Origin of the sequence: Psychrobacter sp. Marseille-P5312 (assembly GCF_900291405.1) — a bacterium.
GTDB classification, from domain to species: domain Bacteria; phylum Pseudomonadota; class Gammaproteobacteria; order Pseudomonadales; family Moraxellaceae; genus Psychrobacter; species Psychrobacter celer.
This window is the reverse complement of the sequence record NZ_OLML01000001.1, coordinates 1882409-1907453: the sequence shown is the minus strand read 5'-3', so window position 1 is coordinate 1907453 and position 25045 is coordinate 1882409. Positions and strand designations below refer to the sequence as shown.

Below are 25045 nucleotides of genomic sequence, written 5' to 3'. Positions count from 1 at the left end.
TCTCCTTATTTCACTTCTGGCTGTTGGTTGGCTGCCGCATCAATGACATCGACACCAACCGCCTGCGCGATTTTTTGATCAAACTCAGGACGGAAATATTTAATCGCACTCATCAGTGGCTCCATCGCACCAGGCGCATGGGCACAGAATGTTTTGCCGATCCACAAGTCACGGGTGAGGCCTTCTAGTTTTTCCACATCGCCGACTTGTCCCTCACCATCATTGATGGCGGTAAGCAGCTTGACACCCCACGGCAGACCGTCACGGCATGGCGTGCACCAACCGCATGACTCACGCTGAAAGAAAATCTCAAGATTGCGCAGCAGCGGCACCATGTCCTGCGCTTCATCGACGACCATAATCAGCCCAGTACCCATACGGCTACCGGCTTTTTGAATGGTGTCAAAATCCATCACCACGTCCAAATGCTCTGTAGTCAAAAAGTCGGTCGAGGCACCACCAGGCAACCATGCTTTGAGTGTCTTGCCATCTTTCATGCCGCCAGCCAACTCTTCGATGATCTCGCGAGCGGTATAGCCAAATGGCAGCTCCCATAGACCTGGGTCATTGACCAATCCTGAGCAGCCAAAGAGCTTAGTACCCGGGGTTTCACTTTTGCCTTTGATCTTTGATAGTGACTGATACCACTCGACACCATGATTGAGAATCGCAGGCATATTATTTAACGTTTCGACGTTATTGACCACCGTCGGTCTGCCCCACGCCCCAGAGATTTGCGGAAACGGCGGCTTGGTACGAGGGTTGGCGCGGCGACCTTCTAGGCAGTTGATTAAAGCGGTTTCTTCACCGCAGATATAGCGGCCAGCACCCGTATGTACGTGCAGATTAAAGCTAAAATCTGAGCCAAGAATGTTGTCGCCCATCAGGTTGTTGGCTAGACATTCTTCAATAGCTGTGACCAAGCGCTCAGCAGCTAAGATGTACTCGCCGCGGATAAAGATATAACCATCGGTGGCACCGATCGCATGCGCAGTAATGAGCATACCTTCGATAAGCTGAAACGGTAGGCGCTCCATCAATAAACGGTCTTTAAAGGTGCCCGGTTCCATCTCATCGGCATTACAGATGAGATAGCGCGGCAAGCCATCTGGCGGCGACATAAACGACCACTTTAGACCAGCGTTAAAGCCTGCGCCGCCGCGTCCTCTGACATTGGCCGCCTTGATCATATTGCCGACTTCTTTTGGTGATTTGGACAATGCTTTTTTTAAACCCGTAAAGCCTTGTAGAGACTCATAAGTCGCTAAATCCAAAACGGCATCATGATGCGCCAAACGCCAAGTCAATGGTTTGGTTTCGCTGGTGGCGGTCGCCTTATCACCATAAATTGGTATACGCTGTTCGTTTAGCTGGCTTGGCGCTTTACCTTGACCGCGACGAGCAATCTGCTCTGAAATCGTTAAACTCATGCGTATAGCTCCAATAATTGCGCGACCTCAGATGGTTGGACAGGACCATAAGTGTCTTCGTCTATCAGCACCGCAGGGCCTTTATCACAGTTACCCAAGCAGCAAATCGGTAATAGCGTAAAACGGCCATCAGCTGTGGTCTGCCCATACTCAATACCCAGCTGTGATCGAATTTCAGCCGATAATGCCTCATAACCTGTTAGATAGCAGGCCACTGAGTCACAAATCAGGATAACGTGACGGCCGACAGGCTGACGATAAATACGGTTAAAGAAAGTCGCAACGCCGTCCATATCCGACATCGGAATGTCTAATATATTGGCGATAGCATTGACCTGCGCATCATCGACCCAGCCGTTGCGCTTTTGCACGATTTTTAGCGCATCTAACGAGGCGGCGCGCGCATGGGGATAGTGATGCATATATTCATGAATGGCAGCAATCTCCTCAGGGGTGAGGATGCTGGCCACATCTACTTTTGGCATTTTGTCGGAAACAATTTTCATAATCTTCTATCTTTCCTCACTCATCATGCTAAGCACCTAGCCACTACAGCCTTATCCTCACTGACATAAAGACACTGTATGATATTGACAGGTGATCGCATTTTGGCGTGCCATCAGGCAATAATATATTGATTGACTTATCTTAAAAAAACACTCATCTCAAATCACAGCGCTAGCGGTCACAGTCTGCCATCACAATATCAATCGATGCCAGATACATAATGGCATCAGAGACCAAGGATCCATTAATCACTGACGGCATCTGCTGCAAATGAGCAAATGTCGGGGTGCGAATACGAGTGCGATAACTCATCGTGGCTTTGTCAGACGTGATGTAATAGCTGTTGAGGCCTTTGGTCGCTTCTACGATGGTGGCACACTCACCAGCTGGCATCACAGGGCCCCAAGAGACAGAGATAAAGTGGTTGATCAGCGTCTCAATGTCATTTAGCGTACGGTCCTTTGGCGGTGGTACCGCTAGCGGATGGTCAGCCTTGTACGGGCCTTGCGGCATGTTGTCCATACACTGGCGGATAATACGCAGCGACTGGCGCATCTCTTCGACTTTTACCATACAGCGATCATAAGCATCACCGTTGTAGCCAACTGGCACTTCAAAGTCAAAATTCTCATAGCCCATGTATGGACGCGCCTTACGCAAATCAAAGTCCACCCCTGTCGCGCGTAGACCAGCTCCAGTGACACCCCAAGCCAAAGCCTGCTTGGCATTGTACTGTGCCACGCCTTGAGTACGGCCCTTGAGCACACTGTTTTGTAGTGCCGCTTTGACATACTCATCCAAACGCTTGGGCATCCACTCCAAAAACTCACGTACCAAGCGCTGCCAGCCACGCGGCAGGTCAGCAGCCGTGCCGCCGATACGGAACCACGCTGGATGCATTCGGTAGCCGGTGACGGCTTCGATGACATCATAGGCTTTTTGGCGGTCGGTAAACATATAAAATACCGGCGTCATGCCACCGGCATCCTGAATAAAGGTACCCACATACAATAGGTTGTTGGTAATACGGAAAAACTCGCTCATCATCACGCGAATGGTCTCAGCGCGCGGCGGCACCTTGATACCAGCGAGCTTTTCCACCGACATGATGTAGGGCAGCTCATTCATCACCCCGCCCAGATAATCGATACGGTCGGTATAAGGGATAAATGAGTGCCACGTCTGACGCTCAGCCATCTTTTCTGCACCGCGATGGTGATAGCCAATATCAGGGATACAATCAACGACTTCCTCGCCATCGAGCTGTAGTACTAAGCGAAAGGCACCATGCGCTGAGGGGTGGTTAGGCCCGATGTTCAAAAACATAAAGTCTTCATCGCGGCCCGAGCGCTTCATACCCCACTCTTCTGGGACAAAGCGCAGGTTTTCTTGCTCGTATTGTTGTTTTGCCGCGTTTAGGAAGTACGGCGTAAATTCAGTGGCGCGCGCGTGATACTCTTTGCGCAGTGGATGGCCTTCCCAGTATTTCGGCAATAAGATGCGCGTCAGATGTGGATGGCCGCTAAAGACAATCCCAAACATATCCCAGACTTCGCGCTCATACCAGTTGGCATTTGGCCAAATCTGCGTGGCGCTCGGCAGCGTCAAATCGTCTTCATCTAGCGCCACTTTGATACGCACATCACTATTGCGCTCAAGCGACATTAAATGATAAAACACCGTAAAGTCGCTATCTGGCAGACCTGCACGGTGCTGGCGCAACCGCTCATCTATCGCGGATAAGTCAAATAGCATGACATAGGGCTTGGGCAACTTGCGCAAGAATAACAATATCTCAAGCAAATCTGCGCGCGCCACCCACACCGTTGGAATCTCATCAACCGTATGCTGCACCACAAACTTGCCAGCATATTTATGGGTAAGCTCTTGGATGACTGCTGGAGCAGGCTTGCTCTTAGGACCCCTATTGTTAGGATCTGTGTTTTCGACTACCGTGACCATGAATGATGTATTCCTTCATTAATCATAACTAAACGATGTTAATCATAACCGAACTGTGATGGGCGTACGCGTACTGAGCACGTCTACGAATTATTAATGATAAAACCCTCGCCAGACTACATAACCGCTGGCGCTAACAGCGCGCTTAGATACTGTCGGGGCTGCGCAGGTTTTTTACCGCGATACGGTCTGCCTGTTTGCGGTCGCGCTCAGGCGTCATTTGCGGCTGGTAGATACCCTGCTCATTGACATGGACACCCAGCGGACGGCGCTCTTTGGTAATAGACTCTTGTAGCAGCATCAGCCCCTGAATCAGCGCTTCTGGACGCGGCGGACAACCTGGCACATAAACGTCGACAGGGATAATCTTATCCACACCTTGTACGACAGAGTAAATATCATACATACCGCCTGAGTTGGCGCAGGCACCCATTGATATGACCCACTTTGGCTCTAGCATTTGCTCATAAAGACGCTGGATAACAGGGGCCATTTTGACAAAACAAGTCCCAGCAACGATCATCACATCGGCCTGACGCGGCGAGGCGCGAATGACTTCGGCACCAAAGCGCGACAAGTCATGAACCGCAGTTAACGTGGTGGCATATTCGACATAACAGCAAGAGGTACCAAAGTTAAATGGCCAAAGCGAGTGCTTGCGACCCCAGTTTGCTGTTGAATGGACAAGGTCTTCGAGACGACCCATAAAGACGTTTTTATTGACTTCATCTTCGATAGGGTCATTGACCGTTTGACTGGTCTGAGCAGGATAGGTATCTGCATCAGGGTTGGCTTTTGTTAATGTGTATTTCATAACATACAACCTTTATATGGGGCACTGCAGGACAATCATCTTGCCACCGCGCGCGCCCATTATTCATAAGTGATCATTGATATACCATCATAAAACCCTAAGGTTTTGTACAGCTTGACCGTCTTAACGCTCAACACTGTCTTTTTGCGCAGACGTGGCAAAATCCACGGAAGTCACATTGCCCGTGGTATTGATATGATCGATATTTTGTAGATGACGACGATTGGTCTCGATATTGTTTGAGACATTGATCTGCCCTGATGACTGCGCTGGGACTTTACCTGTCGGATCAACCATCAGCTCGTGCGCGCCATCAAAACGAGTGATGTCTGCCAAATTAAAACCAGCTGGCGCGACATGTAGCCGAGGTTTTTTGCGGCGCTTGTCCGCTGGTGCCCAGTTCATCGCGCCCAAACTCAGCTCATATATCAGACCGATGATTAAGATTGTGATAAAGATGGCGGCGGCAGCAAACCCTAACCAGCCGGCTTCGCGCACTGAAACGGCATACGCATAAAGATAAAGCGCTTCTAAATCGAAAATCACAAAGAAAATCGCCACCAAATAAAATTTGGCAGACAGACGAATACGGGCGTTGCCTGCTCCGACAACACCCGCTTCAAATATTTCTTCTTTTTGTGAGCCTTGAGAGCGACCGCCAAGCAAACGCGGCACGACCAGCATAAAAACAACTAGCCCAATGGCGGCTAAGATAAAAGCAATTGCTGACCAATTAAAAGCAGACATGATAATACGTGCTCCTCACCCAATCGAGTATCAAGCGCCGCGCAGAGACTGACCAACAAGGGTTGGTGAGCGGCAGGCTTGACGCAGACGAAAACACAAAGCGACTGTCATTGAGCCACTGTATTTAAGTAACGACTAAATAACCATATTAGGTACTGTGCTGGTAATAGCCAATTATCAAGTGTATTGACGACGATGTCAGACATGACCAACTGTAGAGGTTCCGCTAGACATACGGAGCAAGCTGGTCGTCTAACCTCGCTTGTAACAACGTAAGATCAACTTATTAAATCAATATCATATCGCACTGCTTACTTAATTGATTTAATAACTCATTACACGTAGTCAACAATGGACGAGACAACTGGCATAAATTATTTACGTACTATACGCATTTCAGTGCCCAAAAGCTAGTTTTTAACTGTATTGGACGGTCACTTTCTCTATAAAAAAAATATGTTTTTTTTACTATAAATTATGATATAGACATTACCTTATATTAACCCCAAATCCATAAATTTTACTTAGAATTGATACCATATCATTATTGAGCAAAACCACTTGGCTTTACTCGGCATCTCTGCGCGGCCATCTCCTCCCCAAAGTCGTTGTTTTTGCTTTATAATACTTCACCGAGTTTTAATGATGTCTCGCCATTGGCACAAAGACACCTTTGGCAGCGTCTCAATCATCTTTGGTAATGATAAACCTACAGCACGATATCTGATGAAAAATCTTAGCCTATGTTGGCAATATTTATTTGTCCCTCTTAGATGACAGTGATGGTTTATTTTTATCCAGTGGCTGTCGGTACAGTGTTTATACCGCTATAGTCAGTTCACTATAAAATGTTATAGCAAGGCTGATAGAAATTTTTGCAGCCTCTGTCTGCAGCGGCATAGCACGCCAGAAAATTTTTATCGGCCTTTTTGGTCAATAAACGCATGACGCTTTTATTTAGAATCGACGATATTTTATCTTTTGCTTTTGTCTTACAGGTCACGTTATGAGTCAACTCAATCCCAAACAATCCGAGGCCATGCTCTACGTCTCAGGCCCACTACTGGTGCTGGCGGGTGCCGGCTCTGGTAAGACATCAGTGATCACCCGCAAGATTGCGTATCTAATTGAAGAGTGCAACATGCCAGCGGAGCGTATCACCGCGGTGACCTTTACCAACAAGGCGGCGCGCGAGATGAAGGCGCGTGTCAGCAAGCTACTCCCTAGCGAAAAGATGCGTGGTCTGACAGTCTCAACCTTTCACCAATTTGGTCTGCAGTTTTTGCGTTATGAGCTGATGCATACGCCGCTCAAGGGCAATTTTTCTATCATGGACAGCGACGACAGTAAGCGCCTGCTGATGGAGCTGATGATGCGCGACAACCTAAGCGGCGCTGAGAGTCGTGAGCTGGTCGGCAAAGCCATCAAGATGATCTCAGACTGGAAAAACGACTTGATTGAGCCGGATAAGGCGATGGAGACGTTGGACGATCCAGAGGACATGATTTTTGCCACGCTATATGGTTTATATGAGCGCAATCTGCGTGCGTATAACGCTGTGGATTTTGACGATTTGATCGTCTTGCCGACCAAGATACTGCGTGAAAACAGGGAGCTGCGCGACAAATGGCAAAACCGCATTCGCTACTTATTGGTCGATGAGTATCAAGATACCAACACCGCCCAGTATGAGATGATCAAATACTTGGTCGGGCCGCAAGGTCGCTTTACCGTGGTCGGCGATGACGATCAGTCGATCTATGCGTGGCGCGGTGCCAAACCTGAAAACATGGCACTGCTCAAAGAAGATTTTCCCAAACTAAAAATCGTCATGCTTGAGCAAAACTACCGCTCGACCACCCGTATCTTGACCTCAGCCAACGCGGTGATTCTTAACAACGAGCATTTATTTGAAAAAAAGCTCTGGTCGGATAAAGGCCAAGGCGAAAAAATCCGCATCATCAACTGCCGTAATGACGATGATGAGGCCGAGCGCGTCGCCAAAGAAATCGTCACGCACAAGCTGCGCTTTGGCAACGAGTGGGAGCAATACGCGGTGCTTTATCGCAGTAACTTCCAAGCACGTATGCTCGAGGCACAATTGCGCCAATTGCAAGTGCCCTATAAGCTCTCTGGCGGTCAGTCGTTTTTTGCGCGCAGTGAAATCAAAGACATCATGGGTTATCTGCGCCTGATATTAAACCCAGAAGACGACAGTGCGTTTTTGCGTATCATCAATACACCCAAACGCGGTATGGGGCCTGCGACGCTTGAGAAGTTAGGCTTATTTGCCCAAGAGCATAGTATCTCCTTACTTGCCTCTTGTACCCATGCGGGCCTTTCGCACGTATTGCCATCCAAAGCCTATGGTACGATAAAGGAGTTTGGCGAGTTTATCGAGCACTATACCCGCGAGCTGGATCAGCACCCTGACCCTGTGCCCATCGTGCGCCAGATGATTGATGAGACAGGCTATATCGACTTTGTCCGTAGCGATGCCAAGACGCCGCAGCAAGAAAAAAACCGCCTTGACAATATCGACATGCTCTACACCAGTATTCAGTCACTGATCAACCGCGCAGAAGACGATGAAGATCGCACCATTGATACCATCATTCGCAAACTGGTATTACTCGATATGCTCGAGCAACAGCAAGAAGAAGAAAACACCAATAAAGTCAATCTGATGACCCTGCACGCGGCCAAAGGCTTGGAGTTTGATTTTGTCTATATCATGGGGTTAGAAGAAGAGATGCTGCCGCATCGCAACTCTATCATCAGTGAGACCATCGAAGAAGAGCGGCGTTTGATGTACGTGGGCATCACCCGCGCGCGCCGTGAGCTGACGCTGACGCTGGCAACTCAGCGCCGCGCTGGTGGACAAATGCGCGTCACCTCCGAGTCGCGGTTTTTAGATGAGCTGCCAGAGGATCATATCGATTGGCCTGCCAAAGCCAAAAAGAAAAAAGCCAGCAAAGACCCTGAAAAAGTCGCTGATGAATATTTGGCCAATATTCGAGCATTATTGGGCAATCGTTAACGGTTACTAAACGTTCAGCGAGCGCAGTTCGTCCCCATCTTTGTTATCATAAGAGCACAGCACAGAAGACATCGACATGGCTGCGTGATGAGACAACTACCGAGTAAATTGAAGACACGCCCTAGTACCTGTCCTAGCATTTGTAAAAAACATTGGAACCTTTATGCCTACGCCACCGCCTGAACAAGAACGACCATCGACCCTGCAAGGAGATTACAATCCTGCAGAGTATAGCGCTGAGTACAAGCTGCTGTATCTACAAAGTCTGGTGGCTGACAGGGCATTTGAGGACATTACTGCGTTTTTAGACAAGCAATCAGAATATGAAATTGCCAGCTTACTTGAGTCTTTTCCAACACAAGACCGCCTGCTGATTTGGGAGCAAGTACCCGATAATATCAAAGGTGAGGTGCTGGCCGAGCTAGAAGTCGATACGCGCCAGCCGTTGATGGAAAACATCTCATCCAAAGAGATATCGCTGTTTACACAAGATCTAGATGCCCAAGACATCTCGGAGATTTTGGACACGGTGACCGACAGCGTCCGCACCTCGGTGATGGCGACGCTGGACGAAGATATCCGTGTGCAGGTCAATAAACTCGACACCTATGCCGATTGGGAAGTCGGTAGCTATATGGACCCTGATACCATTCAGGTCAGAGACGACATTACGCTGGCTGAGGTACAAGACTGGCTGCGCGACAATGACGATCTGCTCGATGACGAAAGCCAAGAGCTGTTGGTCGTCGATCAAAGCCAGCAGTTGCTTGGACTGCTAAGCTTGGTGGATTTGATCAAACATGATCAAACCACTTTGGTCTCAGAGCTTATCGACCCTGCTATCACCATCAATGATCGCCTCGATATCACCGATGCGGCGGCGATTTTTCGCTCAGAAGACATTCGTTTTGCCCCTGTCATCAACAGCCATGGCGAGCTGGTCGGTCAGTTGAATGCCGAGGACATCATGGAAATTATCCAAGATGATGTCGATAGCACCATGAAAAACCTCGCAGGTGTCAGCCAAGATGAGGAGCTGTTTGCCCCTATCTTGACCAGCGCCAAAAGCCGTAGTATCTGGCTCGGTATCAACCTGTGTACCGCGCTATTGGCGGCGGCGGTCATCGGTCAGTTTGAGGCGGTGTTGGCAAAAGTGGTGGCGCTGGCGATTTTAATGCCCGTGGTTGCCAGTATGGGCGGTATCGCTGGCTCGCAAACATTAACAGTCGTCATTCGTGGTATAGCGATGGGTCAAATTGGTGGCTCCAACCGCCTATGGCTACTAAACAAAGAGCTGTGGGTCGGCGCGATAAACGGTATGATATGGGCAATAATCATGGCGTTTATCGCCCAATTGTGGTTTCATGATATCAAGATCAGTGCGGTCGTTGGCTTGGCAATCGCCATCAATATGACTGCAGCCAATGTCTCAGGCATTAGCATTCCTTTACTCCTAAAACGCATGAATATCGACCCTGCTCTATCAGCGTCGGTGATTTTGACCACCGTCACTGATATTGTCGGTTTTATGTCGTTTTTGGGCCTAGCAAGTGTGCTGATACTGTGAGTGAGCACCAAAGCAGTCATGTAGCAGTCATTGACTTTTTTGTTTTTACAAAGCCAATCGGCGTCGCCTGAATCAGGCATTTTTTTTGAATTTAATTTACAACCTATCCAATCGTTGAGTGAGTGCGTTATGCAAGCTGTACAAGTAAAAGTGTTAAACCCGAAAATCGTTGAAGACAAGGCATTTTCTTTGCCGACACGTGCAACCGATGGCAGTGCTGGTATTGATTTGCGCGCCTGTATCGATGCGCCTTTGACCATCAAAGCAGGGGAAACACATCTTGTCGGTACAGGTCTGGCTGTGTATATCGAGGACCCTAATTATGCTGGGATGATTCTGCCGCGCTCAGGGCTGGGCCATAAGCACGGTATTGTTTTAGGGAATTTGGTGGGTTTGATCGATGCCGACTACCAAGGCGAGCTGATGGTCAGTATTTGGAATCGTAGCGCTGCGGATTTTGTATTAAACCCAGCAGAGCGCATGGCGCAGTATATTGTCGTCCCTGTCGCTCGCCCTGAGTTTACCGTGGTGTCAGAGTTTAGTGATACCAGTGCGCGCGGCGCAGGCGGTTTTGGTCATTCAGGTCGCCAGTAGACCGACTTGCTTTTTTTGACTATTTAATAACTGTCGCTTGAATGGAAGACAGGCTCTAGAAAACCTCTACTATTTTAACCATCACGCCATAAGGAGAGTAAGCGATGCCATCTTTTGCTGCGCAGCAATCCTTATTTCGTGCTTATGATATTCGCGGGCCGCGTCAGCATTTTACCACCGATTTTATTCAGGCATTGGGGCACGCTTTTGCCCATCTATATCAAACTGCCGAATACCGAGACACCAGCGCTGATATGGATGCTTTGGCAAACGTCGATCCGTCAAATATCAGTCAGTCAAACACGGATCAGCACAGCATCAGTCAGCAGCATATCCTTCCCAATACCATAAACAACACCAACAAACAAAGCATCGTCGTCATCGGCTACGATGTGCGCTGCAGCAGTGATGACATCGCACATACCTTAGCGACTATCTTGGCACAGCATGGCCTACATGTCATTCAGATCGGTTTGGTGACCACACCGATGATGGCATATTGGGCGGCGCAATATCAGGGACATGGCATCATGGTGACCGCCAGTCACTCGGCCAAAGACATCTTAGGCGTAAAATGGCTGGTAAACCATCACTCCCCTAGCTGTGCTGAGATTCAAGCGCTCTATCAGCAGCTGGCGCCTCCTGATACGCAGCTTGCTTTGACTGCAGCGATAGGTTCTCTGGGGCATCTGCCAACGGAGCAAGTGAGTCATGGCTATATCGACGCCATTTATCATGTTTTTAGCCAGCTATATCCTCTATACCCTATAAGTGGTGAGCAGACCTGTGATAAAGCATCACCCCATCACGGACAATACAGCACAGCCCAGCAGCCATGCAGCGACTGGTGCTATGCTGCGCCCAAGCTTGAGCTGACGGTAGTGATCGACTGTATGCACGGGGCGACCAGTCACATCGCTCAGCCTTTATTTCAGCGTTTTTGCCAGAGCGTTGTCATGCTTAACGATACAGCAGACGGTCATTTTCCTTTGGGTAACCCCGACCCTACAGAGCCAAGTCGGCTCAAGCAGTTACAGCAAGCGGTCACCACGCACAAAGCCGATATCGGACTGGCGTTCGATGGCGATGGCGATAGGCTGATGGTCGTCGATGAAAATGGCAAGACGGTGATGCCAGATCATCTGTTGTATCTACTGGCAAAATCCGCGCTCTGCGATAGCGCGCCTAACCCAGCTTCAACCGTGGTACCTCAAGTACTGTTTGATGTTAAGTGCTCCCACCATCTGCCTGCATTGCTGGCCGAGCTGGGCGCTGAGCCTATCGTGAGCCGGACGGGGAGCAGTCTCATGCGCCAGCAGATGCAGCATACCGATAGCCGCATTGTCTTTGCAGGCGAGTTATCGGGGCATTTTATTTTTAATGACAAGCGTTTTATCGCTTATGATGATGCCATGTACGCGGCATTACGGCTATTGCATGGATTGGCCGCTCAGCCGGACGATGCTACCAAAACCTCCTTAGCAGCTATCACCCAAAGCCTGCCTACGCTGGTCAGTACCGCCGATCATTATCTGCCAGTACCGTATGCCCTCACGCGCGAGCGCTCTATCGTGACGCAGCTACAGGTTTTTTGTCAGTATATACAGCAGCTCATGGATGCGGCCTGCGAGCAGTCCGATATAGCAGAGTCTCAAGAAGATTGCTTGGTCAATCCCGCCTGCAGCCACACAGTTGCTAATGAACGCTCGTCTTGTGATTGTACAGCGCAACAGCCCGCTATCACCTTAGCGCAGGCGCGGCAGTTATTGCCTATCGGCACGAGACTGAGCTGTATCGACGGTGTGCGCTTGGATTTTGCGCATGGTTTTGGCGTATTGCGGCAGTCCAATACCAGTCATCACCTGACCGCGCGCTTTGCAGGTGATAGTCTTGACAATTTAAAAGAAGTACAAAACAGATTTGCCGCTTTATGCCGACCCTTTGATCACAGACTGGCAGAGCAAATCATCGCGATTGCTGCTGAATAACTTATCACCCCCACTTTTTTGGCTTATATTTTTGACCCTGTACCTTTACCGTAGGAGTTTGTAATGACGCTTAATCTAGACGATGCCAAAATCACCGCTGAAGTATTGACCACTGCCCTGCCTTATATTCAGCGCTTTGTCGATAAAATCATCGTGGTCAAATACGGTGGTAACGCCATGACTGACCCTGCGCTTGAGAGCTCCTTTGCCCGTGATATCGTCTTACTCAAAACCGTTGGCATGCATCCTGTCGTCGTTCATGGCGGCGGCCCGCAGGTGGACAACCTGCTAAAAGAGTTGGGGCGGCAGTCTGATCGCATCGATGGCATGCGTGTCACTGACAAAAGCACCATGGATGTCGTCGAGATGGTACTAGGCGGCAGCGTCAACAAATCTATCGTCAGTCTCATCAACAAACACGGCGGCCGCGCTATCGGCCTAACTGGTAAAGATGCCAACTTAATTCAAGCAAAAAAACTGATGATGGACAAAATAGGTACCGATGGCGTCGCTGTACCTGTGGATTTGGGGTTTGTCGGTGATGTGGTAAGCGTCAACAAAGACGTGATAAATATGCTTATTGCCTCCGACTTCATCCCTGTCATCGCCCCACTTGGGGTGGATAGTGAAGGCAATACCTATAACATCAATGCCGATCTGGTCGCCGGTAAAGTGGCTGAGTTTTTGCAAGCAGAGAAGCTGATGCTATTGACCAACATCAAAGGGGTATTGGGCCGTGACGGTGAAGTGGTGACTGGACTAACACCTAAGAAAGTCGATGGCTTGATTGAAGATGGTACGATCTCAGGCGGTATGATTCCCAAGATTCAATGTGCACTTGATGCGGTGCGTAGCGGTGTCAAAAGTGCGGTTATCGTCGATGGCCGTGTGCCTCATGCGACCTTACTGGAGATTTTTACCAACGAAGGCGTCGGTACCTTAATCAGTCGTGACCTTAATGCGGCCATGCTTTAGCTTCTTGAGGAGTCAATCATGCCGCTGTGGCTGTGGTGCCTACTGTTTGTTTTAGAGAGCCTATATTGCTGGTGGATTATTGGCTATGGCGGTGCGCGCTGGATAGAGGGCTGGAAGTCGTTCTTTATGATTGAGTGGTTTGCGCTTGATTGGACAGCAGAGCAAATTCGTCTTTACGTGCTCATTATTTGGTGCTTCAGCGCGATTTGGTTTGTCGTAGGTATTATAAAGCCCGAGCTTAGACTCTAAGCTTGGGCTTTTTAACTGTCTATCAATTTTATGACCCATCAACATTCATTCAAACAAGATGAATTTAATAAGCACAGAACTCAACAGCACTATGGTAACTATTGCCATAAACCTTCATATAGTGATTGCCTTTGCTCTCAGTAATATAAGACGTTTCATTATCATAGCGGTCACCGTCCAATCGACCACTTGGCCCTGAGACGTAAGCCACATTGATGCGATCATCGCCGACATTACGAATTACTAAATTCTGGTCTGCTGCAAGCCATAAACGAAACACTTTTCCATCTTTGATATTGCCTGTAAAGTTACCGCAATAGCTGTCTTTTGCAAAGGTTACTTTAGTTGATGAGTCTGCCGCCTGTACGCTTGTGGCCATTATAGGTGTTGCTGCAAGCGTAGCCATCAGTAATAATTTTTTCATCATTCTATCCTCGAACATTAGGGTCTATTGAATATTCAGATATCGTGCTGGTAGCACATCTGAATATTCAATAAACCCTATGAATTAGTAAACTTAATTCTACCTATGAGAGCATAGTTTATTATTTGTCAAAGTGACAGCTTTTTTATAAAAACTATTTATAAATAACCGCCTCAAACTCAGCTTCATTAAAGCCGCACACCAATATTGGCTGACCTTGATTTTTATCGTCAATCTGACCTTCCACAATCGGACGCTTAATCATGCTGGTATTTTCTACCAGCAAATCTATCGCTTTATCTATACTGTCATCAGCTGCTTGCTTTTGCTCATCGGTCAGCTTACGCCATGTGGTACCACGCTTGTTTAGCACTTTATCGATACCTAGCGAATCTACCCAACGCTCTACGCTCTCTTTATCAATACCCTGCTTTTTATAATCATGAAACTCATAGCTGACACCCAACTCATCAAGCTTAGTAAACGCTTTTTTCATGGTGCTACAAGATTTGATGCCATAAACAGTGATGCTCATAAAAACTCCCAATCTATAATCATTAGTCGCTGTATTATACCGAAGCCGGTTAATTTTTGGTTTGTTAAACAAAGACCTCCTGTCGCTGCTATGATGCCTTCCCCCCCAACTTGCCAACCTGTCGTCCTGACAGCGCGCAAACGCGTCATCATACCATCGCAATTTTTGCCAAATTACGCTATGCTATGGCATTATTTTGTTTTACCCAATTTATCTGTAATCATCAATTTCGAGCCGACTATGAGCAACGCCGTGACAGCAGAAACTGCTAATACCAATCAGACCAACAATACTTCTATAGACCCTACCCAATACCAACCGCAGCTGATCGAAGCGGCACAACAAAAAAAATGGGCAACGGACAAACGCTATGAAGTGAGCAATACGCCAAGCGACAAGCCAAGTCGCTATATGCTGTCGATGTTTCCGTACCCAAGTGGCAAGCTGCACATGGGACACGTGCGTAACTATACCATCTCTGATGTACTCAGCCGTTATTATCGCCTCAAAGGCTTTGATGTCATGCAGCCAATGGGCTGGGATGGCTTTGGCCTGCCAGCAGAAAACGCCGCCATCGCCAACCAAACGCCGCCTGCTGCTTGGACATTTGCCAACATCGACAACATGCGCGCCCAGCTAAAATTGCTCGGTCTCTCTATCGACTGGTCACGTGAGTTTGCCACTTGTAGCCCTGAGTATTATCAGTGGGAGCAGTGGTTGTTTTTGCAGCTCTACAAAAAAGGCTTGGTCTACAAAAAGCTCTCTACTGTCAACTGGGATCCGGTCGACAACACCGTTCTTGCCAACGAGCAAGTCATCGATGGCAAAGGCTGGCGTAGTGGCGCGCCCGTTGAGAAGCGCGACATCCCGATGTATTACTTTAATATCACTGATTATGCCGATGAGCTGCTCGATGATTTAGACCAGCTAGAGGGTCATTGGCCATCTGAAGTTCTGACCATGCAGCGCAACTGGATCGGCCGTAGCGCGGGTATGGAAGTACATTTCCCTTATGAGCTTGCCGGCGAGCGCAACACCTTAGAAGTGTTTACCACTCGCCCTGATACCTTGATGGGCGTCACTTATGTCGCCGTTGCCGCTGAGCATCCGTTAGCTCAGTACGCCTCTGAGCATGATGACGCCATCGCTCAGTTTTGTGCACTGTGCAAAACAGGCTCAGTCGCCGAAGCGGATCTGGCCAAAGCCGAAAAAATCGGTATGGATACAGGCCTGACCGTGACCCATCCTCTCACTGGTGAAGAAGTCCCTGTGTGGGTCGCCAACTATGTCTTGATGAGCTATGGCTCAGGCGCAGTGATGGCGGTACCAGCGCACGATGAGCGCGATTATGAGTTTGCAACCAAATACAGCCTACCTATCAAGCAAGTCATCCAGTCGCCTGCAGACTTTGAAGCATCCGTCCTTGCTGCGGCTCAAGCGGACGGCTCTGAGCCAAATCTTACTTATACTGAGCGCAACATCTTGGTGAACTCAGGCGAATTTGACGGCTTGGATTTTGATCAAGCGTTTGAGGCAATGCTTGCCAAACTTGAGCCACAACAGCTTGCGAAGAAAAAAATCCAGTATCGTCTGCGTGATTGGGGCGTCTCGCGTCAGCGCTATTGGGGCTGCCCTATCCCAATGATCAACTGTGAGCACTGCGGCACGGTGCCTGTCGAAGAGCAAGACCTACCTGTCGTACTGCCAACGGATGTCGTCCCTGATGGCCGCGGCAACCCGCTCAAAAGCATGCCAGAGTTTGTCAACACCACTTGTCCAAAGTGCGGCAACCCAGCTGAGCGCGAGACCGATACCTTTGACACCTTTGTTGAGTCGAGCTGGTACTACGCACGCTTTGCCAGTCCAAACGACACGCAAAACATGGTCAATAAATCTGCCGCCAATAAATGGCTGCCTGTCGATCAATACATCGGCGGTGTCGAGCACGCAGTCATGCATCTACTTTATGCGCGTTTCTTCCATAAGCTCATGCGCGACGAAAACTTGGTATCAGGCAATGAGCCATTTGCCAACTTGATGACGCAAGGCATGGTGCTCGCGGGTACTTTTTACCGCCGCAACGCTGATGGCAGCACCACTTACTACTTCGCCGAAGATGTCGATATCGACTACAACGAGCGCGGTCAGCCAGTTAAAGCGATTTTAAAATCTGATGGACAGCCTGTCACCATCGGCAAAATAGAAAAAATGTCCAAATCAAAAAACAACGGTGTCGATCCACAAATCACCATTGATAAGTATGGCGCGGATACCGTACGTTTGTACACGCTATTTACCGCCCCTGCCGATCAGACGCTTGAGTGGTCAGATGACGCGCTAAAAGGCCCTTATAACTTCGTCAAAAAAGTATGGCGCATCGCAACCGACCATATGCAAGCCCTAGCGGCTGCAAGCCTAAGCCCTGATGCATTAAATAAAGCCACGCTCAATAACGAAGCATTAAACACAGAGCATCTTAGCAAAGCGGCGAAAAACTTACGCCGTAAGACTCATGAAACCGTCGCCAAGATTGACAGTGACCTAGGCGAGCGCTTGGCGCTAAACACGCCCGTCTCAAGCCTTATGGAGCTTGCCAATGAGCTGACTGGTTTTAAAGCCAGCAGTGAGCAAGACCTGCGAGTACAGCACGAAGCATTGATTGATTTATTAATCATGCTATCTGCCTACGCACCGCACGTCGGCGAGAACTTGCTTGAGCAGCTGGGTGTCGATACGGTCAACTTAAGCTACCCTGCTGTCGACGAGCGCGCTCTGGTACAAGATACCATCACCATGGTGGTGCAGGTCAATGGTAAGATGCGCGGCAAAATGGATGTCGCCCCCAACAGCGACCCTGAGCAGCTAAAAGCGCAAGCACGCGCACTTGAAGGTGTGGCCAAGTTTTTGACAGGGGACATCAAAAAAGAGATCGTCGTACCCAATAAGCTGGTCAATATCGTGGTTGCAGGCTAGTACATCATCTTTAGCTAGGCGCTACCCGCTAGCGCTGTTCTGCGATGCGTCTTTATTACGTTAGGGCGGGCCCTCACCTCTATTCGATAGCGGCCTTTACTGCTTCACTAGGCCAAAGACGAGGACTTGAGGGCACCTCCCAAGCTTTTTATCATTAAAGGATAGCGATTATGTCGTATAAGCACCGAGCAGTACCGTCACAATCATCGACCAGCGGACAAAAACTTGCGACAGCGTTACTGGCTGCTTTGCCGATGATGACCGTGCTCGGTGCCACCACCGCACTGAGTGGCTGCGGCTTTCAGCTGCGCGGTTATGAAACACCAATGCTGCTCGATGTGGCCAAAACAGCGGTCATTATCGAAGATGATCGCACGTCGTTTCCGCTCAAGCTGCCATTGACCCAGCGCCTAAAAACCCTAGGCGCGGAAGTCATGAGCAATATGACCTTAGATGATGTGGCACGTAACAATCGACAAGCACATGCAGAGCCCATCGCCGTCATCGATATCAGCAATGTGCGATTTAAGCGTTATGAGCTGGTTGGGGTTTTGACAGAAATCCGTTTGGTGCTCTCAGCCGATGTCAGCTATCAGACCTTTGAAAATGGCAAACCTGTGATACTCAAAAATGCCATCCAAGTCGATCGCAGCTATCAGTACAACGAAGCCTCGGTCAGCACTGACGATCAGCAAGGTGATCAGATTCGTGACTGGCTCTATGAGCGCTTGGCTCGCCGTATCACGGATCAATACGTCGCTATCTCCTTACCCAAAGTGCCACCTGCTGGTAAGCAGGCAGTACCCATGATAAACAGCGCCACTGCACCCACCGTGATGGTGCCAAACGCCCAGTAATTTTATAAGTCTGTAGGAATGCTCTCCTATTCTTCATGATCATGTAACGCCGCTCTTTTCTTCTTTTTTTTAACCTGTGTATCCTCAGCCTATGCAAGATACTTTTATCCAAGCCTATCCAAAACTACTACAACCCGCGGCGGCAGTAGCTGGCTTGTGGCTGGCACACGGTGATGAGCCGTTACTCAGTCAATGGCTTATCGATGCCATGCGTCCGCACTGGCGCGCGCAAAACTATGCCATCAAACGCATCGAGCTGATGTCAGTCAAAAGCTGGCAAGATGTGCTATCCGAGCTTGGCAGTCAGTCGTTGTTTGACGATGCCAGTGCGCTGATTGTGACAGGCAATCACAAACCTGATAAAGCCGTCATTGCCGCGCTCGAACGTTTTGCTATCGAAGCACAAGCAGGCACGCACAGTCACAGCCTGCTATGGCTCACGCCTAAGCAAGACAAGCGCAGCCAGAGCAGCAAATGGTTTGCGCCGTTTACTCAATACGGTCACGTGATTGATTGCAACTTGTACAATGAGCAGCAGCGTCAGCAGTTATTACAGATACAGGCCCAGCAGTTTGGCCTCACGCTGTCACAAGAAGCATGGCAGCTGCTGATGTCGCATACCGAGCACCATCTGCTAAGCGCCTATCAAACCTTATGGCGGCTCTCTTATCTGTTTGCGCCGCAGCTCGCACCTGCGGCGACTCCTCATCAACAATCAGCCCATCACTCTACCAGCTCAACTGACGGCGGGACTCATACCGAAAACGTCGCATTAGATATTGATGATCTACAAGCCGCGCTGGTCAGTGATGCTCAGTTTAGTGTCTTTGATCTATCCGATGCCATGCTGGCTGGCAACAGCGCGCAGGTAGTCAAAATCATCACGCAGCTCAAGGCCACCGATGAGCCGACAACGTTGATACTGTGGGCAATCAGTAAAGACATGCGCCAGATTATGCAGCTGCTAGATGGAAAAGACCCGCAGGCGCTCGGCATTTGGCGCAGCAAACAAGGCTTATATCAGCAGGCGTGTCGTCGCCAGTCAAAGGCGCAGACCGCGCAGTGGCCGGCGCTGCTTTATCGCTGCGACCAAGCCATCAAAGGACTTATTCGTCAGCCTGCTTGGGAGCTGTTGTTACAAGCAGCGCTTGAGCTGTCCGGCAAACGCTTGTTTATCGCTTGATACACCTCTCGTTTGACCGCCATCTCTAATTTACTTCTACCTAATTTACTTCTATAAACGACTTACTTGTATAAAAGACGACCAAATCCGCCACAGCCGAGTGGCAGATTTTGGTTCTCTCGATCCTCCTTAACCTTTCTTAAACTAATTCTCATTCCCTTTTGACAAGCAACCCTTTACTATAACTGCATTTGATTCAAGGTTACGGGGCAAGTGTGATGCAAAAGGTAAGTAAAAAAACGGCAATAAAATGGGGGGTTGCCGCAATCGTTGTGCTGTTACTTGGGGTTTTTGCGTATCAACAGTTAAAACCAAAAGCCGCTGAACCCAATTATCTGACCGCTAAAGCCGAAATCGGTGATATCGAAAACAATGTCATGGCATCAGGCAAGGTCAAAGCGCTAAATACGGTTGAGGTTGGCGCGCAGGTTTCTGGTGAAGTCAAAAAGCTGTATGTCGATATTGGCGACCAAGTCCAGCAAGGTGATTTGATTGCTCAAATTGACCAAGTCACGCAACGAAATGCCTTAGACAATCAACAAGCCACACTAGAGCAAAGCGCAGCAGCACTAAAAAGCGCACAGGCAGATGTATTAAGTAAACGTGCCAACTTAAAAAGCGCTTATGCCGATTTGGCCAGTCGTCAATCTGAGCTTAAACAGGCACAATCTGACTTTGCCCGCTTAAAATCCTTAGTAGAAATTGACGCCATCAGTCAGCAAGAATACGACACCCAAGCCACAGCGGTTCAAACGGCTAAAGCGGCAGTGGACAATGCACGCGCGGCGATTGACACTGCCAAGGCCGCTATCGTGACTGCCAATGCCGATATCAGTAGCCAACAAGCCGAGCTTAGAAAATCACAAACCAACGTCAATACTGCTCAGCAAGATTTGGGCTATACCACCATCCGCGCGCCCATGTCAGGTACAGTTGTCTCTATCACCACTGAGCAAGGCAGCACCGTTAATGCCAATCAAACCGCACCAACCATCGTTACCTTAGCCGACTTATCCACCGTGCGTATTAACGCGCAAATCTCCGAAGCAGATGTGATTAATGTACAAGCAGGCATGCCAGTGTACTTTAACATCATTGGTAATCCTGAGCAGAAATTTGATGCCACGCTCAAAGCTATTGAACCTGCTCCTGAACAAATCAGTGAGACCAGCTCGACCGACACCGCTATCTACTACATCGGTTATTTAGAAGTGCCCAACCCTGAGCGCCGCTTTCGTATTGATATGACTGCGCAGGTGTACGTGGTCATTGACCAAGCCAAAGATGCCCTATTGATACCCTCTACCGCCCTTAAAAACAGCAAGACCGATACTAGCGGTAAGACAACTGCGACCGTACGCGTACTACAAGCAGACGGCACGGTTAAAGAACAGCCTGTTACGGTTGGGATTAATAACCGCGTCAATGCGCAAATTCTTAGCGGCTTAAAAGCAGGTGACGATGTCATCTTAAGCGAAGACAATAGTAGCAGTAAAGGCAACCAATCTGGCGGTGGTCGCCGACCATTTTAACGGCAACACAGGTCAACAATGAAGACGTACTAAAAAGAGATGATAAAGGTAGATGCTGGTTATGAATACCCAAAAAATGCACGCTGAAACGGCTGATGCGCCACCATTAATGCAGCTAACAGGCGTCATTAGGGAGTTTCGCGCAGGCGAACAGATAATGCGGGTACTGCATGATATTGACTTGACTATCTATCAAGGTGAGATGGTCGCCATCATCGGGCAATCAGGCTCAGGCAAGTCAACCTTGATGAATATCTTGGGCTGCTTGGACAAAGCCAGCGCAGGCGACTATAAGATTTATGGCAAGTCAGTCAACCAGCTTGAGGCCGATGAGCTGGCGACCCTACGCCGTGAACATTTTGGCTTTATTTTTCAGCGCTATCATTTGCTTGGCGACATTAACGCACGCGACAATGTTGCCGTGCCTGCCGTCTATGCAGGTATGGACAAAGAGGCACGTAGCGAACGCGCCGCACACCTGCTCGGTGATTTGGGTCTAGCAGACAAGGTTGGCAACCGTCCCAGTCAGCTATCAGGCGGTCAGCAGCAGCGTGTCTCTATTGCACGCGCCTTGATGAATGGGGGCGAGATTATCCTTGCCGATGAGCCGACAGGCGCGCTCGATAGTCAATCGGGCAAAGACGTGATGCAAATCTTGCAGTCGTTAAACGAGCAAGGGCACACCATCATTATGGTGACGCACGACCCCAACATCGCCGCGCAAGCTGAGCGTGTCATCGAGATTAAAGACGGCTATATTATTGATGACTATCACAATGACCATTATGAGCATAGCACACAGCAGCCTGAGGCCATCTTAGAACAGCACAAAAAAAGCCGCATCGGTAGCTTTATTGACCGCCTGCTTGAAGCCTTTAAAATGTCGCTGCTGGCCATGCGCGCGCACAAAATGCGCACTTTGCTGACCATGCTGGGCATTATTATTGGTATTGCCTCCGTCGTCTCAGTCGTGGGCTTGGGTAAGGGCTCACAGCAGCAAATTTTGACCAATATCAGTTCGCTTGGCACCAATACCATCACTGTCATCGATGGCTACCCATGGGGGGACCCAAGGCGCAGTTACAACGATGACAACTTAACCCCTGATGACGCCAATGCCGTTGCCGCGCAGCCTTATGTGGTCAGCGTCAGTCCTCAGTTAGATGGCAGCGCTACCGTTCGCTATCGCAGTATCCAAGAATCAGCGACCGTCAGTGGTGTGGGTAAAGACTATTTGGATGTGACGGGCGAAACGCTGGCACAAGGACAAGCCTTTGATGAACAAAGTATTTTGCGGCGTACACAAGACGTCATCTTAGATGACAATGCAAAAAATACTTTTTTCGCGGATAATGACAACCCTATTGGTGAGGTTCTACTAATTGGCGCAGTACCAGGGCGCGTGATAGGTGTCCTTGAACCCAAAGACAGTGGCTTTGGCCCAAGCTCTGATTCTCCAACCATCTACATGCCCTACACGACTGTCATGTCGCGTATTGAAGGCAGTGCCTATATTGAGAATTTCGTGGCCTTAGTGGATGAAAGCATCTCATCGTCAGCGGCAGAGTCAGCCATCTCGCAGCTGATTGAAGAGCGGCACGGCGCAGACGATTTTCGTACCCGCAATTCTGACTCTATTCGCCAGACTATTGAGTCCACGACCTCGACCATGACGCTATTAATTTCTTCGATTGCTATCATTTCATTGATTGTTGGTGGTATTGGGGTAATGAACATCATGCTGGTATCTGTCACCGAGCGCACCAATGAGATTGGGGTGCGTATGGCTGTCGGCGCGCGTCAAAGCGACATTATGCAGCAGTTTTTGATTGAGGCCATTTTGGTGTGCGTATTGGGGGGCTTGCTGGGTATCGGACTGGCCTTTGCCATTGGTGAGGTGATTAATCGTGTGGGCGGTGACAGCTTTCAGGTTATCTACTCACCGACCTCTATTATCGCAGCTTTTGTTTGCTCGACCCTGATTGGTGTGGTTTTTGGATTTTTACCTGCGCGCAACGCCGCCAAGCTCGACCCTGTCGATGCCTTGTCGCGCGATTAAAGCAACATGGGACATAAATATGTTCAAAATCACGGTAAACTAAGAAAAAAGGCAGTTTTCTTAAATTAAGGGTTGCATTACTCAAAATTATCTATATACTATGCTCTCACGTTTAGGGATACAGAACTTCTTAAACGAGAGAAAAAAGTTAGGGCCGATAGCTCAGTTGGTAGAGCAGTTGACTTTTAATCAATTGGTCCCGCGTTCGAGTCGCGGTCGGCCCACCACTTTTTCTTTCACACCCTTTTAGGGCCGATAGCTCAGTTGGTAGAGCAGTTGACTTTTAATCAATTGGTCCCGCGTTCGAGTCGCGGTCGGCCCACCATATTTGAAAAGCCCCATCACTAACTTAATAGTGACGGGGCTTTTTTTTGCGTGCCTGTTACCGCTATCGTTTAGGGTTACGGCGACGCGAAAAGACAGTAAAGTTAGCGTCTTTGCGCCATAGCAGCTTATGTTTGATGGTGTCTTTGATGGTACGCGGATGCTTGGGTGCCTGCGTGATGAGCATATCAAAAGTGGCGTCGTCTATCGCCAGCTCGCGGCCATGCGCCATCATCACCACCGAGGGCTTTAACGCTTTGATTTTTTGCAGCGACTGGATATAGAGTTTTGGATCATAAATAGGAAATGGTGCGACAAACTTGTGACGCAGCTTGATAATCAAGTCTGCTGTATATACTTGCCGGCTTGGCAGATGAAATAGCGATAAGTCACGATCTGTATGCCCTGGCGTTTCAAGCACTTGCCACTCATCAAACTCAGGCACGCGGTCGCCATCTTTTACCATCACATCAGGATTCAGATGTGCCGAGTAATAAAGATTTTTGGCCGAGCGTCCTTGCCGTCTCGCCACATAATGCGCCAAATTCATATCGATGAGATGCATGGCTCGCCCGCCGATACCGCCATACCACTGAGTTTTTTTGTCTGCTGATACAATTAGGCAGCCTGTTTGTTTTTTAAACTGCAGAGCACCGCCAGCATGATCAGGGTGCATGTGTGTCACCATGACTACCTTGAGCTGGCTTATAGGGCGCTGTAGTGTGTCTGTGATGTACGCCAGTACCATCGGTACATCAGCACGGCAGCAGCCGTCAAGCAGCAGCAACTTATTAGCATATACCGCCAAATAAATACTTTGAATATAACCGTCCAATCGCACAATCTTATCTAAGCGCATAAGTCATCCTTGAGTGTTTGCTTAGGGCGTGTCGAACATTCGACCATGGCACTGACAGCGACTATTTTTTAGACGATTCGAGGTTAAAAATAATAAGTTTAGTCACTCTAAGCGCTTATTTTTAACGATGAAGCGGCAAAAAAGAGTCCTGTCCCTGCGGGCTGATGACACCCCTTGTTTTGATTGTAGTACAGGAGCTTATGTACGGCTCGACTTTCAATGAACGCTTGTACTCCGTTTGCTCCTTGCAATTCGTCGTTTAGGCGTTTTGCTAAAATTTTAGGTATCAGACTTAGGACTAGTTGATGACACGTTGTGGTATATAAGCTGATTTTTGTGGGGAAAAATAACATTGATAAAATAAAACTCTGTTATGATTACAGACTCCAATCCAGTACGCGCTCACGAGTTGGCTATGAAATCTAC

At 48.9% G+C, this 25045-nt stretch carries 19 protein-coding genes and 2 tRNA genes; 13 read left to right on the top strand and 8 right to left on the bottom strand.

The annotated features are described in order from the left end of the window. Window positions 1-5 precede the first annotated feature (5 nt). The 5 genes from nuoF to ndhC all read right to left on the bottom strand — a co-directional run bounded on the left by nuoF (window position 6) and on the right by ndhC (window position 5460). A complete protein-coding gene (nuoF, locus tag C6W44_RS08265) occupies window positions 6-1430 on the bottom strand; it encodes an NADH-quinone oxidoreductase subunit NuoF (protein ID WP_075101456.1) in 1425 nt (474 codons plus the stop codon). Further along, complete coding sequence (gene nuoE / locus C6W44_RS08260; RefSeq protein WP_075101455.1) at window positions 1427-1936, bottom strand: NADH-quinone oxidoreductase subunit NuoE; 510 nt, start codon at window positions 1934-1936, stop codon at window positions 1427-1429. Before nuoE ends, nuoF begins: the two co-directional genes overlap by 4 nt. Before the next feature lie 172 nt (window positions 1937-2108). Then, window positions 2109-3899 carry an NADH-quinone oxidoreductase subunit C/D gene (gene nuoC, locus C6W44_RS08255; protein ID WP_105244961.1) on the bottom strand — a complete coding sequence of 597 codons (1791 nt, stop codon included), beginning with the start codon at window positions 3897-3899 and terminating at the stop codon, window positions 2109-2111. A 145-nt stretch (window positions 3900-4044) separates the two neighbouring features. Further along, entirely contained in the window at window positions 4045-4713 is a 669-nt protein-coding gene (locus C6W44_RS08250) for a NuoB/complex I 20 kDa subunit family protein (protein ID WP_105244960.1), read from the bottom strand. A gap of 123 nt (window positions 4714-4836) precedes the next feature. Then, the gene (gene ndhC / locus C6W44_RS08245) at window positions 4837-5460 is read right to left on the bottom strand and encodes an NADH-quinone oxidoreductase subunit A (protein WP_105244959.1); all 624 of its coding nucleotides are present in this window, start codon (window positions 5458-5460) and stop codon (window positions 4837-4839) included. A gap of 1006 nt (window positions 5461-6466) precedes the next feature. Between ndhC and C6W44_RS08240 the strand changes: the two genes are divergently transcribed. From C6W44_RS08240 to C6W44_RS08215, 6 genes are all read left to right on the top strand, one after another. Next, window positions 6467-8500: a UvrD-helicase domain-containing protein gene (locus C6W44_RS08240; RefSeq protein ID WP_075101451.1), complete on the top strand. Its 2034-nt coding sequence runs from the start codon at window positions 6467-6469 to the stop codon at window positions 8498-8500. A 163-nt stretch (window positions 8501-8663) separates the two neighbouring features. Beyond that, on the top strand, window positions 8664-10067 hold the full coding sequence (mgtE, locus tag C6W44_RS08235; protein ID WP_105244958.1) for a magnesium transporter: 1404 nt from the start codon (window positions 8664-8666) through the stop codon (window positions 10065-10067). Window positions 10068-10196: 129 nt separating this feature from the next. Next, entirely contained in the window at window positions 10197-10661 is a 465-nt protein-coding gene (gene dut / locus C6W44_RS08230; RefSeq protein ID WP_105244957.1) for a dUTP diphosphatase, read from the top strand. Between the two features lie 104 nt (window positions 10662-10765). Further along, window positions 10766-12649, top strand: coding sequence for a phosphomannomutase (locus C6W44_RS08225; RefSeq protein WP_105244956.1), 1884 nt, complete (start codon window positions 10766-10768; stop codon window positions 12647-12649). Window positions 12650-12712: 63 nt separating this feature from the next. Further along, window positions 12713-13624, top strand: a complete 912-nt coding sequence (argB, locus tag C6W44_RS08220; RefSeq protein ID WP_105244955.1) for an acetylglutamate kinase — start codon at window positions 12713-12715, stop codon at window positions 13622-13624. A gap of 18 nt (window positions 13625-13642) precedes the next feature. Further along, window positions 13643-13873 (top strand): hypothetical protein, encoded by a 231-nt coding sequence (locus C6W44_RS08215; RefSeq protein ID WP_105244954.1) that lies wholly within the window; start codon window positions 13643-13645, stop codon window positions 13871-13873. 64 nt (window positions 13874-13937) lie between these two features. On the opposite strand, the gene C6W44_RS08210 is transcribed toward C6W44_RS08215, so the two are convergent. Both C6W44_RS08210 and C6W44_RS08205 read right to left on the bottom strand, forming a co-directional pair. Then, entirely contained in the window at window positions 13938-14300 is a 363-nt protein-coding gene (locus tag C6W44_RS08210) for a hypothetical protein (RefSeq protein WP_227526392.1), read from the bottom strand. Between the two features lie 151 nt (window positions 14301-14451). Beyond that, window positions 14452-14832: an arsenate reductase gene (locus C6W44_RS08205; protein WP_105244952.1), complete on the bottom strand. Its 381-nt coding sequence runs from the start codon at window positions 14830-14832 to the stop codon at window positions 14452-14454. A gap of 240 nt (window positions 14833-15072) precedes the next feature. Here C6W44_RS08205 and leuS point away from each other — a divergent pair, with 240 nt between their 5' ends. From leuS to C6W44_RS08170, 7 genes are all read left to right on the top strand, one after another. Beyond that, entirely contained in the window at window positions 15073-17805 is a 2733-nt protein-coding gene (leuS, locus tag C6W44_RS08200; RefSeq protein WP_199774468.1) for a leucine--tRNA ligase, read from the top strand. Window positions 17806-17975: 170 nt separating this feature from the next. Further along, a complete protein-coding gene (locus C6W44_RS08195; protein WP_075101443.1) occupies window positions 17976-18662 on the top strand; it encodes a hypothetical protein in 687 nt (228 codons plus the stop codon). A 91-nt stretch (window positions 18663-18753) separates the two neighbouring features. Next, a complete protein-coding gene (locus tag C6W44_RS08190; RefSeq protein ID WP_105244951.1) occupies window positions 18754-19845 on the top strand; it encodes a DNA polymerase III subunit delta in 1092 nt (363 codons plus the stop codon). A gap of 218 nt (window positions 19846-20063) precedes the next feature. Next, window positions 20064-21377: an efflux RND transporter periplasmic adaptor subunit gene (locus tag C6W44_RS08185; RefSeq protein ID WP_105244950.1), complete on the top strand. Its 1314-nt coding sequence runs from the start codon at window positions 20064-20066 to the stop codon at window positions 21375-21377. Between the two features lie 61 nt (window positions 21378-21438). After that, a complete protein-coding gene (locus C6W44_RS08180) occupies window positions 21439-23436 on the top strand; it encodes a MacB family efflux pump subunit (protein ID WP_105246577.1) in 1998 nt (665 codons plus the stop codon). A gap of 151 nt (window positions 23437-23587) precedes the next feature. Then, window positions 23588-23663 (top strand) — tRNA-Lys (locus C6W44_RS08175). Between the two features lie 22 nt (window positions 23664-23685). Continuing rightward, window positions 23686-23761: transfer RNA gene (locus C6W44_RS08170), tRNA-Lys, on the top strand. Between the two features lie 63 nt (window positions 23762-23824). Here C6W44_RS08170 and C6W44_RS08165 read toward each other — a convergent pair. Beyond that, window positions 23825-24619, bottom strand: a complete 795-nt coding sequence (locus C6W44_RS08165; protein ID WP_105244949.1) for an MBL fold metallo-hydrolase — start codon at window positions 24617-24619, stop codon at window positions 23825-23827. Window positions 24620-25045: the final 426 nt, after the last annotated feature.